Annotated in this window: 14 protein-coding genes and 6 pseudogenes; 12 read left to right on the top strand and 8 right to left on the bottom strand. The window is 38.0% G+C overall.

Annotation, left to right across the window (positions count from 1 at the left end):
- The first annotated feature begins 2 nt into the window (after window positions 1-2).
- A complete protein-coding gene (locus OWR28_RS20835; protein ID WP_332388338.1) occupies window positions 3-344 on the top strand; it encodes a hypothetical protein in 342 nt (113 codons plus the stop codon).
- Window positions 345-475: 131 nt separating this feature from the next.
- On the opposite strand, the gene OWR28_RS20830 is transcribed toward OWR28_RS20835, so the two are convergent.
- The 3 genes and pseudogenes from OWR28_RS20830 to OWR28_RS20820 all read right to left on the bottom strand — a co-directional run bounded on the left by OWR28_RS20830 (window position 476) and on the right by OWR28_RS20820 (window position 3251).
- The gene (locus OWR28_RS20830; RefSeq protein WP_332388337.1) at window positions 476-1243 is read right to left on the bottom strand and encodes an RNA methyltransferase; all 768 of its coding nucleotides are present in this window, start codon (window positions 1241-1243) and stop codon (window positions 476-478) included.
- Window positions 1244-1324: 81 nt separating this feature from the next.
- The gene (locus tag OWR28_RS20825; RefSeq protein ID WP_332388336.1) at window positions 1325-1741 is read right to left on the bottom strand and encodes a hypothetical protein; all 417 of its coding nucleotides are present in this window, start codon (window positions 1739-1741) and stop codon (window positions 1325-1327) included.
- 6 nt (window positions 1742-1747) lie between these two features.
- Window positions 1748-3251 (bottom strand): annotated as a pseudogene (locus OWR28_RS20820) (DNA recombination protein RmuC).
- A 181-nt stretch (window positions 3252-3432) separates the two neighbouring features.
- Between OWR28_RS20820 and OWR28_RS20815 the strand changes: the two are divergent.
- From OWR28_RS20815 to OWR28_RS20780, 8 genes and pseudogenes are all read left to right on the top strand, one after another.
- Window positions 3433-3960, top strand: coding sequence for a response regulator transcription factor (locus tag OWR28_RS20815; RefSeq protein WP_332388335.1), 528 nt, complete (start codon window positions 3433-3435; stop codon window positions 3958-3960).
- Between the two features lie 3 nt (window positions 3961-3963).
- Window positions 3964-4107, top strand: a complete 144-nt coding sequence (locus tag OWR28_RS20810) for a helix-turn-helix domain-containing protein (RefSeq protein WP_332388334.1) — start codon at window positions 3964-3966, stop codon at window positions 4105-4107.
- A gap of 2 nt (window positions 4108-4109) precedes the next feature.
- A complete protein-coding gene (locus OWR28_RS20805) occupies window positions 4110-5471 on the top strand; it encodes a HAMP domain-containing sensor histidine kinase (RefSeq protein ID WP_332388333.1) in 1362 nt (453 codons plus the stop codon).
- 383 nt (window positions 5472-5854) lie between these two features.
- Entirely contained in the window at window positions 5855-7057 is a 1203-nt protein-coding gene (locus OWR28_RS20800; RefSeq protein ID WP_332388332.1) for a TolC family protein, read from the top strand.
- A 15-nt stretch (window positions 7058-7072) separates the two neighbouring features.
- Window positions 7073-7204, top strand: a complete 132-nt coding sequence (locus OWR28_RS20795) for a hypothetical protein (RefSeq protein WP_332388331.1) — start codon at window positions 7073-7075, stop codon at window positions 7202-7204.
- Window positions 7205-7215: 11 nt separating this feature from the next.
- On the top strand, window positions 7216-7458 hold the full coding sequence (locus OWR28_RS20790; RefSeq protein WP_332388330.1) for an efflux RND transporter periplasmic adaptor subunit: 243 nt from the start codon (window positions 7216-7218) through the stop codon (window positions 7456-7458).
- 100 nt (window positions 7459-7558) lie between these two features.
- Window positions 7559-8173, top strand: a complete 615-nt coding sequence (locus OWR28_RS20785) for an efflux RND transporter periplasmic adaptor subunit (RefSeq protein ID WP_332388329.1) — start codon at window positions 7559-7561, stop codon at window positions 8171-8173.
- Window positions 8173-11269: pseudogene (locus tag OWR28_RS20780) on the top strand (efflux RND transporter permease subunit). The gene OWR28_RS20785 and the pseudogene OWR28_RS20780 overlap by 1 nt, the downstream one beginning before the upstream one ends.
- A gap of 221 nt (window positions 11270-11490) precedes the next feature.
- Here the strand turns inward: OWR28_RS20780 and OWR28_RS20775 are convergent.
- The 5 genes and pseudogenes from OWR28_RS20775 to OWR28_RS20755 all read right to left on the bottom strand — a co-directional run bounded on the left by OWR28_RS20775 (window position 11491) and on the right by OWR28_RS20755 (window position 14806).
- Window positions 11491-12079, bottom strand: a pseudogene (locus tag OWR28_RS20775) (DUF5995 family protein).
- A 67-nt stretch (window positions 12080-12146) separates the two neighbouring features.
- On the bottom strand, window positions 12147-12383 hold the full coding sequence (locus OWR28_RS20770) for a hypothetical protein (protein WP_332388328.1): 237 nt from the start codon (window positions 12381-12383) through the stop codon (window positions 12147-12149).
- A 203-nt stretch (window positions 12384-12586) separates the two neighbouring features.
- Entirely contained in the window at window positions 12587-13054 is a 468-nt protein-coding gene (locus tag OWR28_RS20765; protein ID WP_332388327.1) for a YciI family protein, read from the bottom strand.
- 3 nt (window positions 13055-13057) lie between these two features.
- Window positions 13058-14235: pseudogene (gene pncB / locus OWR28_RS20760) on the bottom strand (nicotinate phosphoribosyltransferase).
- Window positions 14236-14330: 95 nt separating this feature from the next.
- Window positions 14331-14806 (bottom strand): annotated as a pseudogene (locus OWR28_RS20755) (Dps family protein).
- A 447-nt stretch (window positions 14807-15253) separates the two neighbouring features.
- On the opposite strand from OWR28_RS20755, the gene rpsL reads away from it, so the two are divergent.
- The 3 genes and pseudogenes from rpsL to fusA all read left to right on the top strand — a co-directional run bounded on the left by rpsL (window position 15254) and on the right by fusA (window position 18290).
- Complete coding sequence (rpsL, locus tag OWR28_RS20750) at window positions 15254-15667, top strand: 30S ribosomal protein S12 (RefSeq protein ID WP_002983146.1); 414 nt, start codon at window positions 15254-15256, stop codon at window positions 15665-15667.
- 23 nt (window positions 15668-15690) lie between these two features.
- Entirely contained in the window at window positions 15691-16167 is a 477-nt protein-coding gene (gene rpsG, locus OWR28_RS20745) for a 30S ribosomal protein S7 (RefSeq protein WP_002983149.1), read from the top strand.
- 6 nt (window positions 16168-16173) lie between these two features.
- Window positions 16174-18290 (top strand): annotated as a pseudogene (fusA, locus tag OWR28_RS20740) (elongation factor G).
- Window positions 18291-18296 lie beyond the last annotated feature (6 nt).

Below are 18296 nucleotides of genomic sequence, written 5' to 3'. Positions count from 1 at the left end.
TTATGAAAAAGTCATTATTCGTAGCTGCTATCGCTGCAATCTCTCTAGTTGCTTGTAAAAAAACTGAAGCTACTTCTACTGAAGGTACTGCTGATTCTGCTGCTGCTACTGTAGCTGATTCTGCTGCTGTAGTTTCTGATTCTGCTGCTAAAGTTGTTGATTCTGCTGCAACTACTGCTGTAGAAGCTACTAAAGATGCTGCTGCTGCTACAACTGCTGCTGGTGCTGAAGTTGCTAAAGATGCTGCTAAAGGAGCTGGAGAAGCTGCTAAAGGAGCTGCTGATGCTGCTAAAGGTGCTGCTGACGCTGCTAAAGATGCTGCAAAAGACGCTGCTAAGAAATAATTCTAGCATACGCTTAACAATAAAAGAACCGTTTCACCCAGTGAAGCGGTTTTTTTATGCTTACCCATTGCGAGTCAAAGGCTGGGCAATCTCTTAATAGACAAAGTTCAACAAGGAATAGCCAAATATAGTTAGCCCTTCTTCTGTCTCAAAGATTCATAGCAGGTAATCGCTACAGCATTGCTCAGATTCAGAGAATCAATACTTCCGGCCATAGGAATCAGGGTATTTTTCCCTTTTTTGATCCAGAAATCACTTAATCCGGAATGTTCCGTACCGAATAACACGGCAGAACGCTGTCTGAAATCTCTCTTATAAAGATCTTCAGCACTTTCATCCATAAGCGTGGTATAGATATTGAAGTTATTTTTTTGCAAAAATTCCAATGTCTCTTTATTTTCAGCCTGATACACTTCCATTCCGAAAAGACATCCAACACTTGATCTGATGACATTGGGGTTATAGAAATCCGTTTTTCCGTCAGCAACAATCAGTGCATCAATTCCAAATGCTTCACAGCTTCTTAAAATTGCGCCAAGATTTCCTGGCTTTTCTACACCTTCAACAATAATTACTGTAGAATCTTTTTGGGGAACAAATGATGAAAGAAGAGTTTCCTTTGCATGGTAAACCCCGATAATTCCTTCTGAACTTCCTCTGTAAGCTATTTTTTCATATACTTTCTCGCTTACGTAATGGATTTTTCCATTGGGAATAGCTCCTTTGAATATACTTTCACAGATAAAGAACTCCTGGGGTTCAAAATCATACTGAATGGCCCTTTCATTTTCCTGCTGGCCTTCTACTACAAAAACTTTTGATTTTTTACGAAATCTGTTGTCAGTAAGGAGCTTAGTGACATTTTTTATTTTATCGTTCTGGAAACTTTCTATCAACATGCTGCAAAATTATGCAAAATTTATGATTGAACTTCCCTGGCTTTGATAAAAAGGTTTTCCAGGCTCGTTTTAAACAGCACTTTATTTGGAAATATGAGTTTGCCCAGCGGATCTAATAAGAATAATATTCCCTGAAATCATTGAAATGCAGCTTGCTATCCATAAGTAATAAGCCGGGCCATAGCCTGTTATCGGATTCTGATGACCTGCTTCATCAACAGTGATTTCCTTCACGGTTAAAAAACATAAAGTGAGAAGCAACGCAAGAAGACTGATCACTAACGATGCTTTTGTCTTTTTCATCAAAAGCAAAAAAGCTGCTGTAACAAGAAGAGGATTGGCCATCCATGCGATGCCTCCACCGCTCATTTCTGCCCATCCTAATAACAGACAGGTCAACCCATCCACATTATGGGGTTCCGTATATACTGCTGTAAAAGGAAGAGAGAGTATAAAAATAAAAATACTTATAATGATGATGGCAAATGGCTTTTTCATGGAGTTTTAGCTTTCTGAAGGTTCAATAAGATTGCTGTTGTCAATAAGGCTCTGTGGCAGGTCTTTTTTATTTTTAATTCCCAATGATTTCAGCTTCTGAGTCTGAATGACAAGGTTGTCATTTCCGGTATGCAGCTGTTTGTATGCCTCATTATATACGTTCTTTGCCTGGTCAAGATTTCGGCCCACTTTTTCCAGGTTTTCTACAAAACCTACAAATTTGTCATAGAGCTTGGCGCCGCGCTCGGCAATTTCCATAGAGTTTCGGTTTTGATACTCCCGCTTCCAAAGATCGGCAATCAGCTTCAGGGAAGTGATCAGATTGCTTGGGTTGAGCAGAAGGATTCTTCTTTCATAAGCATAGTTCCAGAGATTCTGATCTGCCTGCATCGCAGCAATATAAGCGGGTTCGCTAGGAATAAACATCATCACGAAATCTAATGATTTTCCATAGTCATCGTACGCTTTTTGACTTAGCTGATTAATATGATTCTTGATAGATCCAAGGTGCTGGCTGAGCTTGATAGCATAAACATCGGCATCGGTTTCGTCCACCAGTTCTGTGAAAGCAGTAAGTGAAACCTTGGAATCTATAATAACATTTCTTTCATCAGGATATTTTACAACCGCATCCGGGCGCATTTTTTTCCGGAAAACTCGGAAAATAAAGCATTATTATCTTCATCACGTAATTCATGTTCCAGGAAATACTCCCTTCCTTTTACCAGTCCTGATTTTTCAAGAATACTTTCAAGAATCATTTCTCCCCAGTTTCCCTGTGTTTTACTTTCTCCTTTCAGTGCGCGGGTGAGTTTTTTGGCATCTTCAGATATCTGCTGGTTCAGTTCTGCCAGCTCCTTCACTTTTTCTGCCAGGGAGAAACGTTCTTTGTTTTCCTTTTCGTAAGCTTCATTGACTTTATTCTTTAGATCAGCAATTTTCTCCTGAAAAGGCTCAAGGATATTTTTTAAGTTGTTTTGGTTTAAAACAGTAAACTTTTCTGTTTTTTCTTCCAGGATTTTATTGGCCAGGTTTTCAAACTGGAGCTTAGAATCTTCCTGGATTTTAATGATTTCTTCTTTCTGGGTATCAAGAGACTTTTGAAGGCCTTCATTTTTTGCCAGAAGTTCAGAATTTTTAGCAAAAAGGGTCTGCTTTTCAAGAATGTGGGTTTCTATCTGGGAAGTCTGTCTCTGATTGATTTGTTTTAACTCCTGAAACTGGATATGTAAAGAAGAATATTCGGCGGAGATTTTTGAAAACTCATTTTTCAGGTCATCCAGTAAACTTGTTGCAGCATATTGGCTTCTTTTTCTTTACTGATGTTCTGTGTAAGTTCCTGAATTTTCAGGTTCGAGTTTTCAAGCTCAGACTGGGTTTTAATAGATAAGGCGTTCAGTGCATCATATGAACTCCTTGATACCGTTGATGATTTCAATGCAAGATACAGTATAATGGCTCCCAGTAAGCCGCCGGCAACAAACCCAATAATTAAATATATCATCTCCATCTTTCAAAATTATGAAAAAAGGCTGGAAGCTGTATGGGTAATAATAGTTGTTTGTTCTACTATTTTAAAAGATTGATGAAATGGCTGGGACGATTTACCAGAGCTCCATTGCTTCTCTCTTCCAGCCTCCAGCTTCTTTCTTAATTAGAATACCTATATTTATGGGAAATTTCAGAGACTTATGAATATTTTGTTGGTAGAAGATGATCAAAGAATCAGCAATTTTCTGATAAAAGGCCTTTCTGAGGCCGGTTACAATATAACCCTTGCCGATTCAGGTGAAAAAGCACGTGAATTTCTTCATACCTATGATTTTGATATTATTTTAATGGATATCATGCTTCCGGGGCTGGACGGAATGCAGCTTACACAGATTATAAGATTCAAAGGAAATTACACGCCTATTCTGGTTTTGAGCGCCCTGAACAGTCCTGATGATAAGATCAGAATGCTGGATATGGGAGCGGATGATTATTTATCAAAGCCTTTCCATTTTGAAGAACTGATTTCAAGAATTAAAGCTTTAACCAGAAGAAATAAACTGAGCTATCAGAAAGAAGATCAATATTTATCATGCGGCAATATCACTATTGATACAGATCTTCATAAAGTAACTCAAAACGGTAAAGAAATAGAGTTTTCTCCAACTGAATACAAACTTTTTACTTTCCTGATGGAGAATAAAAATAAGGTGCTGAGCAGAACCTAGATTTTGCATAAAGTCTGGGGAATTGATTTTGATAATACAACGAATGTAGTGGATGTTTATATTTCCTACATCCGTAATAAGATTGACGAGACAGAACAGAAGATTATCCATACGGTGAAAGGAACCGGCTATCTGATTAAAGACTGATCATGACACTCAGAAACAGGTTTACCCTTATTTCAAGCCTTTCATTCGGCATTGTTTCTATCATCACATCTGCGGTGATATTCTTTGCCTATTATGACAGTACCAAAATTTTTTATTTTGAAAAACTTCGCAATGCGGCTCTGATTTCTGCTATTTATTATCTCGAAAAAGATGAACTTCCGAAAGACCGCCATGCCCAGATCAAAAAAGAATACAATCATCTGATCCAGAATAACAGAGTGGCGGTGTATAATCAGAATAACGAGGTTACCTTTGGGCATAACCTTAATGATCAGAATATAAAGCCTTCCCATTTACAGGCTGTCCGGAATAATAAAGGAATACAGTTTATGTCTGATAACCAATTCTATTATGGGATTTTTTATCCGGATAACCAGGGGGATTTTGTTGTTTTTGTAAAATCTTCCAACGATTCATTTCAATCTCAGATATTAAGGCTTTCCATTATTATGCTTTCAGTGCTGGTCATTGGTTTGCTTGCAATTTATTTTCTGAGCCGGTATCTTTCGAAAGTGGTTTATAAACCTATTTCCAATGTTGTGGAACGCATTAATAAAGTGGATTATAATAATATTTCTACGGCCATTACTTCTACCAATACCAATGATGAAGTTGAAGATCTTATTAAATCCTACAATAAGCTGCTGGGCAGAATTTCTGAGAGTGTACTCTTGCAGCAGAATTTTATTAACTATGTCTCTCATGAATTTAAAACACCTCTGGCTGCCATTTCCGGAAATCTGGAAGTCTTTGCACAAAAAGACCGTACACCGGAAGAATATAAGAAAGTAGCAAAAGAGTCTCTGGAAAATGTATATGAGATTGAAAATATTCTCAACAACCTTTTACTGATGTCAGGAATGACCAAACTTGAATCTTCCCATAAGCCAATGAGGGTAGATGAGCTGGTGTGGAAAATCTACGAGAAATTGGAGCCTAAAGCGAAAGAAAATAATTCCTCCATTAAAATTCAGCTTCACGTAACCCAACCCGCTTTGCTTGAATTTCCCGGAAACGAAACGCTGCTGTATCTGGCTTTATATAATATTGTAGAAAATGCCATCAAGTATTCTTATGATAAGCCTGTAATCATTACTTTATCAGAAAAAGATACTCAGCTGTATATTGAAGTAACAGATGAAGGAAGAGGGATTCCGTCGGATGATCTGATGAAAATATCTGAAACATTTTACAGAGGAAAAAATGTAGATACCATTAAAGGAAGCGGAATTGGCTTATCGCTTTCAAAAAGTATTTTTGACCATCATCATATTGTCATGAAAATTGATTCTACGGTTAATATGGGAACCAATGTTCTCCTGGAATTTCCCGCCCATTCTTGATTTTTTCTCCCACAGATTTCCCAGATCTAGCAAATTGATGATTTAAGATTCATTTTAAATCTTAAAAAAATCTGTATTATCCGTGAAATCTATGAGAGATTTAAATATTCAATAGGAGCGGGTTTTAACCCGCTTACAAAATGCATTCAAATCCTTTGGCTTTAGCCAAAACATAACTCTCTTCAAACAAAAATTCGCAGGAATAAAATCATTCTAATCAAACTCTAATGTTGAACTAACCCAATTTTAATTTGCTTTAAAATTCCCTCTAATATTAGACAAATAGCTTTGTGGTCTTAAAATAAAAGATCTTGAAGAAGCTATTTTTAACCCTATTTTATATTCATTGTTTCAGTTTCTTTTCGGCGCAGATTTCAGATACTATGAAAATCAGCAGAAAGGAAGCTGAGACTATCTTTCTGGCTAAAAACCTTGACCTTATTGCGCAGAAACTTGAGATTTCACAAGCCGAAGCAAGAGCCATTCAGGCTCAATACTGGCCCAATCCCAAATTAAGTATCAGCGAAGTCAATCTATGGAGAACCTATGATATTGAAGAGCAGCCTGCATTGATCGGAAATTGGGGAAAAAATACCCAGATTTCTGCTGAGATAGAACAGGTGATTCAGACTGCGGGTAAAAGACGAAAAAATATTGAACTTCAGAAAATAGAAGTGGAAGGAGAAAAGTATGAACTGCAGGAAGTTCTGCGTGAGCTTAAGAAAACACTCAGAAATACAATCACAGAGATTCTTTACAATCAGGAACAGCAGAAAATCTACCAGGGACAGATTGCTTCCATCGGGAAATTAACAAAATCCTATAATAATCAATTAAACCTTGGCAACATCAGTAAAGCTGAGTATGTCCGCCTAAAGGCACAGGAAATTGAATTTAAAAAGAAACTGATTTCATTAAAACAGGAAATCGAAGACCAGCAGATGGAGTTAAAAGCATTGTTAATGCTGCCGCCACAATCTTATCTGGTCATTTCTGATTCATTCACTATGCCTGAAAAACAAATTTCAGAGCTGGAAGTAAATCAATGGATGGAAAAGGCAAAAGAAAACCGTCCGGATATCATGATCGCAAAAAATAAAGAGAAGCATGCCGCCAAAAATCTGGAAATTCAAAATGCTATGAAAACTCCCGACGTTGCAGTTTCTATCGGATACGACCGCGGAGGAAATATCATGAAAGATTTCATAGGACTGGGGGTTTCTGTGGATCTGCCCATTTTCGACCGCAACAAAGGAAATATTCAGGAAGCTAAACTGGAAATTGAGAAAAGCAAACTTGAGACCCGTAAAAATGTGCAGAAATCTGAGAATGAAATTGTCTCTGTTTTCAGAAACTATATCAGGACACAGCAGGTATCAGAAGAAATTGATGACAATTACGAGGCTACGCTGGACGGTCTGCTGGTAAGCCATGAGAAAAATTTCAGATTAAGAAATATCAGCATGCTGGAATATATGGATTTTCTGGAAACCTATATCGGAAACAAAATGATCATCCTGGATACCAAAAAAGAACTTAATCAATACTATGAAAGCCTGCAGTATGTTGTAGGACAAGATTTATAAGATATGAACAAAAATATGACCAAGTACATAGCTGCGGCTTACCTGTCTGCCCTCATCATTTTTACAGGCTGTGCCGGAAAAGCAGAAAATAAAGAAACAGAAAAAGCTATTGCATCAGTAAAGAGCTTAAGAAAGACCTTAAACTAGTAAAAGCAGAAATGCTTCCCATAGAAGAAAGCATTACACTTACCGGAGAAGTGGAAAGTAATTCTGATAAGACGGTTCCTTTTGTAAGTCTTGTGGACGGAGTGGTGATAGATACCTATTTCTCTCTTGGCGATTATGTGAAAAAGGGACAAACACTGGCCAGTGTAAAAAGTACAGCTGTCAATGAAATGCAGGATGACACCCAGACCTTGCAGGCTCAGCTGGCAGTAGCAAAAGAAAGCTGTCTTCTGTAGAAGCGATGTATAAAGATGATATTGCCTCTCAGAAAGATCTGCAGGAAGCAAAATCAGAAGTAGCCATTTTACAATCTAATATTTCCAAGACGAAAAAAATATGCAGCTGTATTCAGCGGGAGGGAATACTATTCAGATAAAGGCCCCTGCGGACGGGTATGTTATTTCAAAGAATATCTCTAAAGGAATGCCGGTTACGGCAGGAGGAGATCAGCTGTTTACCATCTCCAATCTGGATAAAGTGTGGGTGATGGCGAATGTGTATGCCACCAACATGAGGCATGTTTATGTTGATCAGCCGGTAGTGGTAAAGACGCTTGCTTATCCTGATGATAGTTTTTCCGGAAAGATTAATACGATTTCCCAGGTTTTCAATGAAAACGAAAGGGTGCTCAAAGCCAAAATCATTATGGATAATAATGGAATGAAACTGAGACCGGGAATGTCTGCAGATGTTGTATTACCCATTAATTCACAAAATAAATCTGCATTGGCTATTCCTGCAAAGGCTTTGATCTTTGATAATAACCAAAGTTATGTGGTGGTTTATAAAAAAGACTGTGAGCTTGAGATAAGACCGGTAACGGAAATTGCTTCCAACAGTCAATATATCTATGTAGAAGGAAATTTAAAACCAGGTGAAAATGTTATTGCTTCCAATGGACTGCTGATCTATGAAAACCTGAAAAATCAATTAAATAATTCCAAGAAGTAATGCGAAAATTTGTACAGAATATAGTTTCCTTCTCTTTAAAAAACTCATTGATCGTTCTTTTGGGAACTTTTCTATTGCTGGCCGGAGGAATCTATTCCTATATACATACTCCCATTGAAGCATTTCCGGATGTTACCAATACAAGGGTGAGAGTCATTACCCAATGGCCGGGAAGAAGTGCTGAAGAAATAGAAAAGTTTGTCACATTACCTATTTCCAAAGAAATGAATGCTATTCCGAATAAAACTTCGGTACGCTCTATTTCCTTGTTCGGATTATCTGTGGTAACGGTGATTTTTGATGATCATGTGAATGATTTTTATGCACAGCAATATGCTTCCAATAAACTTGGAAATGTAGAACTTCCGGGAGGAGCAGAATACAGCATTGAGCCTCCATCCGGGGCAACCGGTGAAATTTACCGGTATATCATTAAAAGTAAACTTCCGATCAAAGAAGTTACCTCTATTCAGGATTGGGTAATAGAAAGAGAATTGCTGGCCGTTCCTGGTGTTGCCGATGTTGTGAGCTTTGGCGGCGAAGAAAAAATATATGAAATAAAAATTAATCCTACGGAATTACACAATTACGACCTTTCCCCCTGGATGTGTATGAAGCGGTTTCGAAGAGTAATATCAATGTAGGCGGAGATGTAGTGGCAAAAGGTGATCAGGCTTATGTAGTGCGGGGGATCGGTCTTTTGGAGAAAAAAGAAGATATTGAGAATATTCAGATCGAAGTAAAAGGCTCTACGCCTATCCTGGTGAAACACGTTGCCGAAGTGAAAGTTTCTGCAAAGCCCAGATTGGGACAGGTAGGATATAATAAGGAAAATGATGTTGTAGAAGGGATTGTGATCATGCTCCGCGGTGAAAATCCAAGTGAAGTCATTGCAAGACTGAAAGACAGAATCGAGCAGCTGAATGGGGAGAGCTTCCCGGTGATGTTCAGATTGTTCCGATCATTGACCGTACAGAGCTTGTGAACACTACCGTTCATACGGTTTCCAAAAACCTTATTGAAGGAGTCATTCTGGTTTCCATTATTGTATTTATTTTCCTTTACAACTGGAGAACAACTTTCATTGTAGCATCAGTAATTCCGCTAGCTTTTCTGTTTGCTATCATTATGCTTAAAATTCAGGGATTGCCTGCCAACCTGATTTCCATGGGAGCACTGGATTTCGGACTGCTTCTGGAAGGGACATTGGTTATTGTGGAACATGTCTTTGTCGCCCTCGAGCTTAAAGCAAAAAAGATAGGACTGCGGAGATTCAACAAAATTTCAAAGCTGGGAATTATCAAGAAAAGCGCAGGAAGTGTCGCAAGTTATATTTTCTTTGCCTTATTGATCCTTATCGTTGCCCTGATGCCGATTTTCTCTTTCCAGAAAGTAGAAGGAAAAATGTTCTCTCCATTAGCATTTACGTTGGGATATGCATTGTTAGGATCTTTGATCTTAAGTTTGACGTATGTTCCGGCAATGTGTAAACTGCTCCTCACTAAGAATATTGAAGAGAAAGAAAATTTTATTTCCAGATTTTTCAGAGTTAATATTTACAGAATCTACGAATTCAGTGACCGCCATAAAAAAGGATTCATTATTGGTTTCATTGCTTTGCTTGCAGTATGTGGATGGAGATTCTCCAATTACGGATCAGAATTTTTACCTAAACTAAACGAGGGTGCAATTTATGTAAGAGCAACCCTTCCAAACAGTGTTAATCTCGATGAATCTGTACGGTTGACCAAAGAGATGAAAGAGATTTTAATGAAGTATGATGAAGTAAAATTTGTCATGACCCAAACAGGTCGTCCCAATGATGGTACTGACCCTACAGGATTCTTTAATATCGAATTTAATATTCAGCTGAAACCAGAGAACGAGTGGAAGAAAAAAATATCCAAAGAAGAACTCCTTGAAGAAATGAGAGTTTCTCTTGAGAAATATCCGGGAATCAATTTTGGATTCAGTCAGCCGATACAGGACAATGTGGAAGAATATGTAGCAGGAGTAAAAGCTCCGTTGGTTATTAAAATTTTTGGAAACGATCTTTTTGAACTTGAAAATTATGCCAATAAAGTAGCCAATTCCATCAGAACTGTTCCCGGAATATCAGATGTAAACGTTTTCAAAAATATCGGACTTCCGGAATTAAGAATACAGCTTCATGACTCCAAAATGGCAAAGTATGGTGTTTCCACCGCAGATGCACAGGCTGTGATTGAAATGACGATCGGAGGGCAGGCCGCGACCAAATTTTATGAAGAAGAAAGGATGTTTGATGTGATGCTTAGATTTGAAAAAGATTACAGAGATACTCCTGAAAAGATGGGAAATATTCTGATCCCGACTCAGGACAATAAAAAAGTTCCGTTGAAAGAAATTGCCACCATTGATTATCATACCGGGCCATCATTTATCTACCGCGAAGGAAACAGCAGATATATCGGAGTTGGATTCAATATTGAAGGACGTGATCTCGGAAGTACCATCAAAGAAGCTAAAGCGAAAGTAGATAGAGAAGTAAAGCTTCCGAAAAATCATAAAATGACCTGGGCCGGAGAGTTTGAAAGCAAAGAAAGAGCGGCAAAACAGCTGGCTATGGTTGTACCGATTTCTCTAGTTTTAATTCTGATGCTGTTGTATTTTAACTTCGGAAATATAAAAGACACGCTGATTTCTTCCATTACATTGGCATTTGCGTTTATCGGAGGATTCTTATCTCTTTGGTTTACAGGAACTATATTCGGGATTTCTGCGGGAATCGGTTTCATTATCCTCTTCGGAGTGGCAACGATAGATGGAATTGTTCTGATTGGAGTGATGAAGGAAAATCTCCAAAACAGACTTTCTCTCAAAGAATCCATTGCACAGGGAGTGAAGAGTAGAATCCGTCCTGTGGTGATGATTGCTTTGATGGGATCTATGGGACTGCTTCCTGCAGCAATGTCAAACGGAATGGGCTCTGAAATTCAAAAGCCTTTAGCTATCATGATTGTAGGGGGATTAATCATCTGTATGCTGCTGTCATTTACAATACTGCCGATTATTTTTCATTATGCCTATCGTAAAAAGCATAAGGAAGTAATATAGTTTCTTTTATTTTGTTCATTATGAGGCCGGGATCCGTGAGGAAGATCCCGGCCTTTTTTATGAGTTCTTTGTAGATTCTAACATTTCAATATTCTTCACTACATCACTGCTTTCACATTTTTTTAATTCTTTTAAAAGGGAAGGAGTGAGAATTTTCGGATTCAGAATTTGTGTGGCGACTTTTGCTGCTGCATAATCTATAATACCGATTACAGATTCTCTTAAAAATTGGGAGTATTGGATGCAATGACCGCGCTTGCCCATGATGTATCCCGTGCTTTGGATATGGCAAAATCAAGAACTGCATTATCTTTTCCGTGAGAGAGTTTGTCAATAAGATCTACAGGATAACAGATTTTGTTTAAAGAGTCCTGTACGTTTTGATTGATGGATGCAATAACGTTATTAATATTTTCAAAATCTTTTTTCAAAGGATTAATTTTCCTGTAAGGCATAGCAGCAGCAGCAGAAATACCCAGATCCAGATTGATGTGCATTCATTCCCAGCAATATGTGCTGTAAGATCAGCAGGTTTTTATTTTTAGCCGCTTCAAAGGCAATATACCAGGAGTGGGTACATTTCTCTCCTTTGCTGTAGCTGTCCCACGCCTGAAGATACCTCTGTGCAAAAGCAATATCAAGTGTTGTCATTCTGGGATTGTCTTCAAATTTTTTCTGCTGGATTCCTTTCAGTACCTGTGCGGTCATTATTCTATAGGTACATGCAAAATATCCTGCCGGACTTTGGTTTTCTTTACTCCAGATAATAATTTCATCCAGCTTTTTCTGAACTTCCTCAATGGTTTTCATGGTGAGTTTTGTTTATTTAAAGATACTAAAAAAGTGAGCCGGAAAGCTCACTTTATTATTCTTCAGATTATGGAGTGATGATAATCGGATCGGGAAAAGGTTCAAGAACCAATGGCTTGCACATTGCTGCCGGCTGGCAGGTTCCCCCTATGCATATAAAATTCGTCATCGTGGTGGTGCCGTCAGGACATCGGATCATCGCTTCCCCATGGCATCCTCCCGGACATTGTGCCGGATACAATGTTCCTCCGAATACATCTTTCAGTTCTGTTCTCGAAAGTTTTGTAAAATTCAATTTTTTCATGAGATTAATTTTTAGTTTGTATTGGTGATAACTTACTCACAATTAAACAAGTAAGCTGTGTTGCTCAATAGCTAAAGTAATTAAATTAATTCATTAAAACAAGAAATATTTACGTGTTTTTATTGGTAATTATTTGATATGTAGAAAGTTAAAAATAGGTTTTGTTTGTTTCCGTAAGAGAAGCTGATTCTTTTCTGCTTTATTTAATGATTTTCTTTGGCCACTTCATCATGATGCTTAAGATATAAAGGTAAAGCAGCGGATCCGTACCACGGGAAAATTTCATAACTGAAAACGCCGGCCTGAACTGCCGGATCTGTTTTTACCCACTGTTCAGCTTCTTCCTTAGATTTGGTGTTGAAGATAAACATGCCGCGGTAGTTCTCTTTATTTTTTTCAAGGAAAGGTCCAGCTACAACAATTTTACCTTCATTGGCCAGTTTGCCGATATTGCTCATGTGTCCTTTCATAAGTTCACTCATTTTGGCTTTATCTTCAATGTTGGCAGTACCTGTTGTCAGCATAACGATAGTATAAGGTTTCATGCCGTATTTATCTGCCCCTAAAGATGCTGCCAGTTCCTGATTGAATTTTGGCTTTTCTGTTTTCTGCTGGGCAAATGATAGCCCTGCAGCCAGAACAGTAATTGTGAGGGAAATTTTTAAATTCATACTTTAGTTTTTAATTCTTAAAAATTCTTTTGCCAGTTCAATCATCTTTGGGTCTCCAGTATATTTACCATGTTCATCAGAAAGCTTTACCGTAGGAATCCATTCTTTATTGGGAGCCTGGACGCCAATAAGCTTCATGACGATATTCATTGGTTTCAGTCCCACATCATTAGTAAGGTTGGTTCCAATTCCAAATGAAATACCAATCTTTCCTCTGCAGTAGTTGGTAATTTCTTCCACTTTCTCAAGATTTAAGGCATCAGAGAAAATGATATATTTAAACATTGGATTAATGCCATTTTTTTGATAGTGGGCAATCGTTTTATCTGCAAATTCCAGAGCATCACCACTGTCATGACGTACGCCATCGAAAAGTTTTGCAAATTTTTTATCGAACTGCTGGAAGAAAACATCAGTAGTATAAGTGTCAGACAAAGCCACTCCAAGATCTCCTCTGTATACATCTACCCAATGTTCCAGAGCCATTTCGTTAGCCATCTTGAATCCATATTCTGCAGCATGGAACATAAACCATTCGTGGGCGTGGGTTCCGATAGGTTTAACCCCATACTTCATGGCAAAGTGAACGTTTGAACTTCCGATAAAAGTAGAATCCTTTTTCTGGGTCAATGCTTCCATTACAAGATTCTGTACCTTATAAGAATGTCTTCTTCTGGTTCCGAACTCTGCAAAGGTTACCCCAAGTCTGCCTAATGAGTCCGCTTTTTCAATCGTTTTGCTCATGACCACTTCATTAGAATCTCTTTCCATGTGGTTCATTTCATAATGCAGTTCACTGATCAACGCAAGCAGCGGGACCTCCCAAAGGATGGTTCTGTACCAAAGCCCTTCAACAATAACGGAAAGGTTGCCTCCTTCCTGATGAATTTTCACTTCAGACGGGTCGTAATGATAGCCTTCTAAAAAATCAAGATAGGGTAGATCTATATAAGGACAGGTTCTTGCCATGAACTTTTTTCCTCTTTCGTAAGTTTAAGTTCAGCCATTTTATGTACGGCTTCCCTTAAAGCAACGTCAAATCCTTCCGGAAAGTGGTGTTTTCCCCTGTTGATGAATTCATATTTTACAATAGAACTCGGGAATAATTTTACCACGGCATTCTGCATTGTTATTTTGTAAAAATCATTATCCAGAATAGAATTCAGTCTTACGTCATTCATAATATGTGTAATTTTAACGCAAATATAAAAATAAAAAATAAAATCGCCTAAATGTAAGACGATTTTTTTGAATTATTTCCATGCTTTTGCCGGAGTTATTTCCCAAGATAAGAATTGTACATCCAAACTTCTTTCTCCTGCTCTGTAATATAGTCGCTCATCTGAGAATTGGTACCTTCATCTCCTGCTTCATCCGTAATGTCCAAAAGTTCTCTCTGCAGGTCAATCACTACTTTGAATGAACTTAAAATCTGCTCAACGCTTTTCGTGCCGTCCGTTACTTCTTTACTTTCTTTAATGGTTGCTACCTTTAAATAATCTGAATAGTTATGGGCCGGTGTTGCTCCTAATGTCAGAATTCTTTCAGCAATTTCATCAATCTTTAAAACAAGACTGTTGTACAGTTCTTCGAATTTCGGATGAAGGGTAAAGAACTGCTCTCCTTTGATGTTCCAGTGTGAACCCCTTGTATTCTGATAAAATACGGAATAGTTGGCTAAGAGTACATTTAATTTTTCTGAGATCTTTTGCAGTCGGCTTCTTTAAGGCCAATAATACTAGCATTTTTCATATGTATATATTTATTTTTTAGATTAAATTCAATCACCGGCTTCAGTTAAACAGTGAAAAGAGAATGGTGATTCAATGCGTTTATCATTTGTATTTCAAATTTACGAAATATCGTGCCGAACACAGTTGATTATTAATAGATGATAACTATAAGAAAGTTTTTTAAAAGAGTTTGGATGTATCGGATCCTATGTCCGGGCCTGTTTGGAAACTGAAAAATTATGGACAATCTTTGCTGGGTAAATTTCATAATTATTTAATATTCATTTTTTAAGCGTGAAAACAGATTTACTTCTGTGCATTTTCCGCTTGTATATTATGCTTCCCTGCTTGTCACACTGAAACGTGTTTCGTTTTTGATGTAAGTAATTGATTTTAATTTTTATATAAGTGTTTGCAGATTAAAAAAATATTCCTATTTTTGCACCCTAAAATAAAAAGCAATTAAATGCCTACTATTCAACAATTAGTAAGAAAAGGAAGAGCCACGCTTGCCAAGAAGAGCAAATCGGCTGCCCTTGATTCTTGTCCACAAAGACGTGGTGTATGTACGAGAGTATATACAACTACACCTAAGAAACCTAACTCTGCACTTAGAAAAGTAGCAAGGGTAAGACTTTCTAACGGTAAAGAAGTGAATGCCTATATCCCGGGCGAAGGACACAATCTTCAAGAGCACTCGATAGTATTGGTTAGAGGCGGAAGGGTGAAAGACCTACCGGGAGTACGTTACCACATCGTAAGAGGTGCATTAGACACAGCTGGTGTAAATGGAAGAACACAGAGAAGATCTAAGTACGGAGCTAAGAGACCTAAACCAGGACAAGCAGCTGCTGCTCCTGCAAAAGGAAAGAAAAAGTAATCATTAAATAAGGTACAAAAGCAATGAGAAAGACAAAAGCGAAAAAAAGACCGTTGTTACCAGATCCGAAATTTAATGATCAATTGGTAACGAGATTCGTAAACAACTTAATGCTTGACGGTAAGAAGTCAATCGCATTCAAAATTTTCTATGATGCATTAGATATCGTAGAAACTAAAAAAGGAGATAACGAGAAAACTGCACTTGAAATCTGGAAAGATGCACTTACAAATGTAATGCCTCACGTAGAAGTACGTTCTAGAAGAGTAGGTGGAGCTAACTTCCAGATCCCTATGCCAATCAGAGCTGACAGAAAAATTTCTATGGCAATGAAATGGTTAATCAAATATTCTAAAGCTAGAAATGATAAGTCTATGGCTTTGAAATTAGCTAACGAAGTTGTAGCTGCTTCAAGAGAAGAAGGTGCCGCTTTCAAAAAGAAAACTGATACTCACAAAATGGCGGAAGCTAACAAGGCTTTCTCACACTTCAAATTCTAATCTGAAATGGGAAGAGATCTTAAATTTACAAGAAATATTGGTATCGCTGCTCACATTGATGCAGGTAAGACTACCACTACAGAAAGGATTTTATTCTATACAGGTGTAAACCACAAAATTGGAGAGGTTCACGATGGTGCTTCTACAATGGACTGGATGGAACAGGAAGCAGAAAGAGGTATTACTATTACTTCTGCTGCAACTACTTGTAACTGGAATTTCCCAACAGATCAAGGTAAGAAATTGCCTGAAACAAAACCTTACCACTTCAACATCATCGATACACCGGGACACGTTGACTTCACTGTAGAAGTAAACAGATCTTTGAGAGTATTGGATGGATTGGTATTCCTTTCTCTGCAGTAGATGGAGTAGAGCCTCAGTCTGAAACAAACTGGAGACTTGCAGACAACTACAAAGTTGCTAGAATGGGATTCGTAAACAAAATGGACAGACAAGGTGCTGACTTCTTGAACGTTGTAAAACAAGTAAAAGAAATGTTAGGATCTAACGCAGTTCCAATCGTTTTACCAATCGGTGCTGAAGAAGACTTCAAAGGGGTTGTAGACTTAATTAAAAACAGAGCGATCATCTGGGATGAAGCAGGACAGGGTGCTACTTATGAAGTAGTTCCAATTCCTGAGGACATGAAAGATGAAGTTCTTGAATATAGAGAGAAATTAGTAGAAGCTGTTGCTGATTACGATGAGACTTTGATGGAGAAATTCTTCGAAGATCCGGATTCAATTTCTGAAGAAGAAATCAACGAAGCTCTTAGAAAAGCTACTATAGACCTTTCTATCATTCCTATGACTTGTGGTTCTTCATTCAAGAACAAAGGAGTACAGTTCATGCTGGATGCTGTTTGTAAATATCTTCCTTCTCCACTGGATAAGGATAATATCAAAGGAACAGACCCAAGAACTGATGCTGACATCGAAAGAAAACCATCTGTAGAAGAGCCTTTCTCTGCATTAGCGTTTAAGATTGCTACTGACCCGTTCGTAGGTAGATTAGCATTCTTCAGAGCTTATTCAGGAAGACTTGATGCAGGTTCATATGTTCTTAACACAAGATCTGGAAACAAAGAAAGAATTTCCAGAATCTATCAGATGCACGCTAACAAGCAAAATCCAGTAGAATATATTGAAGCTGGAGATATCGGTGCAGCTGTAGGATTTAAAGATATCAAAACAGGAGATACATTATCTGATGAAAAGAACCCAATCGTTCTTGAATCTATGATCTTCCCGGATCCGGTAATCGGTATCGCTGTTGAGCCTAAAACTAAAGCTGACCAGGATAAAATGGGTAACGCTTTGGCTAAATTAGCTGAAGAAGATCCAACTTTCCAGGTTAAAACTGACGAGGCTTCAGGACAAACTATCATCTCTGGTATGGGTGAGCTTCACCTTGACATCATCGTTGACCGTATGAGAAGAGAGTTTAAAGTAGAAGTTAACCAAGGACAGCCGCAGGTAGAATACAAAGAAGCTCTTACTCAAAAAGCTAACCACAGAGAAGTGTACAAAAAGCAGTCTGGGGGTAGAGGTAAGTTCGCAGATATCGTATTCGAAATTGGTCCGGCTGACGAAGGTAAAGTAGGTCTTGAATTCATCAACGAAATTAAGGGTGGTAACATCCCTAAGGAATTCGTTCCTTCAGTTGAAAAAGGATTCAGAGAAGCAATGAAGAATGGTCCATTAGCTGGATTCGAGGTTGAATCAATGAAAGTTACATTGAAAGATGGATCTTTCCACGCAGTTGACTCTGACCAGTTATCATTCGAATTAGCTGCTAAATTAGGATTCAAAGAATCCGGTAGAGCTGCTAAAGCTGTTATCATGGAGCCAATCATGAAACTTGAGGTAGTAACTCCTGAAGAATACATGGGTGATATCGTAGGTGACCTTAACAGAAGAAGAGGTACTGTAAACGGTATGGATGACAGAAACAATGCTAAGGTGATCAAAGCTTTCGTTCCACTTTCTGAAATGTTTGGTTATGTAACTTCACTAAGAACATTATCTTCTGGTAGAGCTACATCTTCTATGGAGTTTGAAAGATATGAAGCTGCTCCGCAAAACGTTGCTGAAGAAGTAATCGCTAAAGCTAAAGGTTAATATTAA

Source organism: Chryseobacterium sp. 1B4 (assembly GCF_036631475.1).
GTDB lineage: Bacteria > Bacteroidota > Bacteroidia > Flavobacteriales > Weeksellaceae > Chryseobacterium.
Note: the sequence above shows the minus strand (reverse complement) of the source record. Positions and strands in the feature narration are given on the sequence as shown.

What these genes read in the sequence shown, in the direction of transcription:
- OWR28_RS20835 (WP_332388338.1), top strand. Translation starts at nt 3, where the DNA reads ATGAAAAAGTCATTATTCGTAGCTGCTATCGCTGCAATCTCTCTAGTT.
- OWR28_RS20830 (WP_332388337.1), bottom strand. Translation starts at nt 1,243, where the DNA reads ATGTTGATAGAAAGTTTCCAGAACGATAAAATAAAAAATGTCACTAAG.
- OWR28_RS20825 (WP_332388336.1), bottom strand. Translation starts at nt 1,741, where the DNA reads ATGAAAAAGCCATTTGCCATCATCATTATAAGTATTTTTATTTTTATA.
- OWR28_RS20815 (WP_332388335.1), top strand. Translation starts at nt 3,433, where the DNA reads ATGAATATTTTGTTGGTAGAAGATGATCAAAGAATCAGCAATTTTCTG.
- OWR28_RS20805 (WP_332388333.1), top strand. Translation starts at nt 4,110, where the DNA reads ATGACACTCAGAAACAGGTTTACCCTTATTTCAAGCCTTTCATTCGGC.
- OWR28_RS20800 (WP_332388332.1), top strand. Translation starts at nt 5,855, where the DNA reads ATGAAAATCAGCAGAAAGGAAGCTGAGACTATCTTTCTGGCTAAAAAC.
- OWR28_RS20795 (WP_332388331.1), top strand. Translation starts at nt 7,073, where the DNA reads ATGACCAAGTACATAGCTGCGGCTTACCTGTCTGCCCTCATCATTTTT.
- OWR28_RS20790 (WP_332388330.1), top strand. Translation starts at nt 7,216, where the DNA reads ATGCTTCCCATAGAAGAAAGCATTACACTTACCGGAGAAGTGGAAAGT.
- OWR28_RS20785 (WP_332388329.1), top strand. Translation starts at nt 7,559, where the DNA reads ATGCAGCTGTATTCAGCGGGAGGGAATACTATTCAGATAAAGGCCCCT.
- OWR28_RS20770 (WP_332388328.1), bottom strand. Translation starts at nt 12,383, where the DNA reads ATGAAAAAATTGAATTTTACAAAACTTTCGAGAACAGAACTGAAAGAT.
- OWR28_RS20765 (WP_332388327.1), bottom strand. Translation starts at nt 13,054, where the DNA reads ATGAATTTAAAAATTTCCCTCACAATTACTGTTCTGGCTGCAGGGCTA.
- rpsL (WP_002983146.1), top strand. Translation starts at nt 15,254, where the DNA reads ATGCCTACTATTCAACAATTAGTAAGAAAAGGAAGAGCCACGCTTGCC.
- rpsG (WP_002983149.1), top strand. Translation starts at nt 15,691, where the DNA reads ATGAGAAAGACAAAAGCGAAAAAAAGACCGTTGTTACCAGATCCGAAA.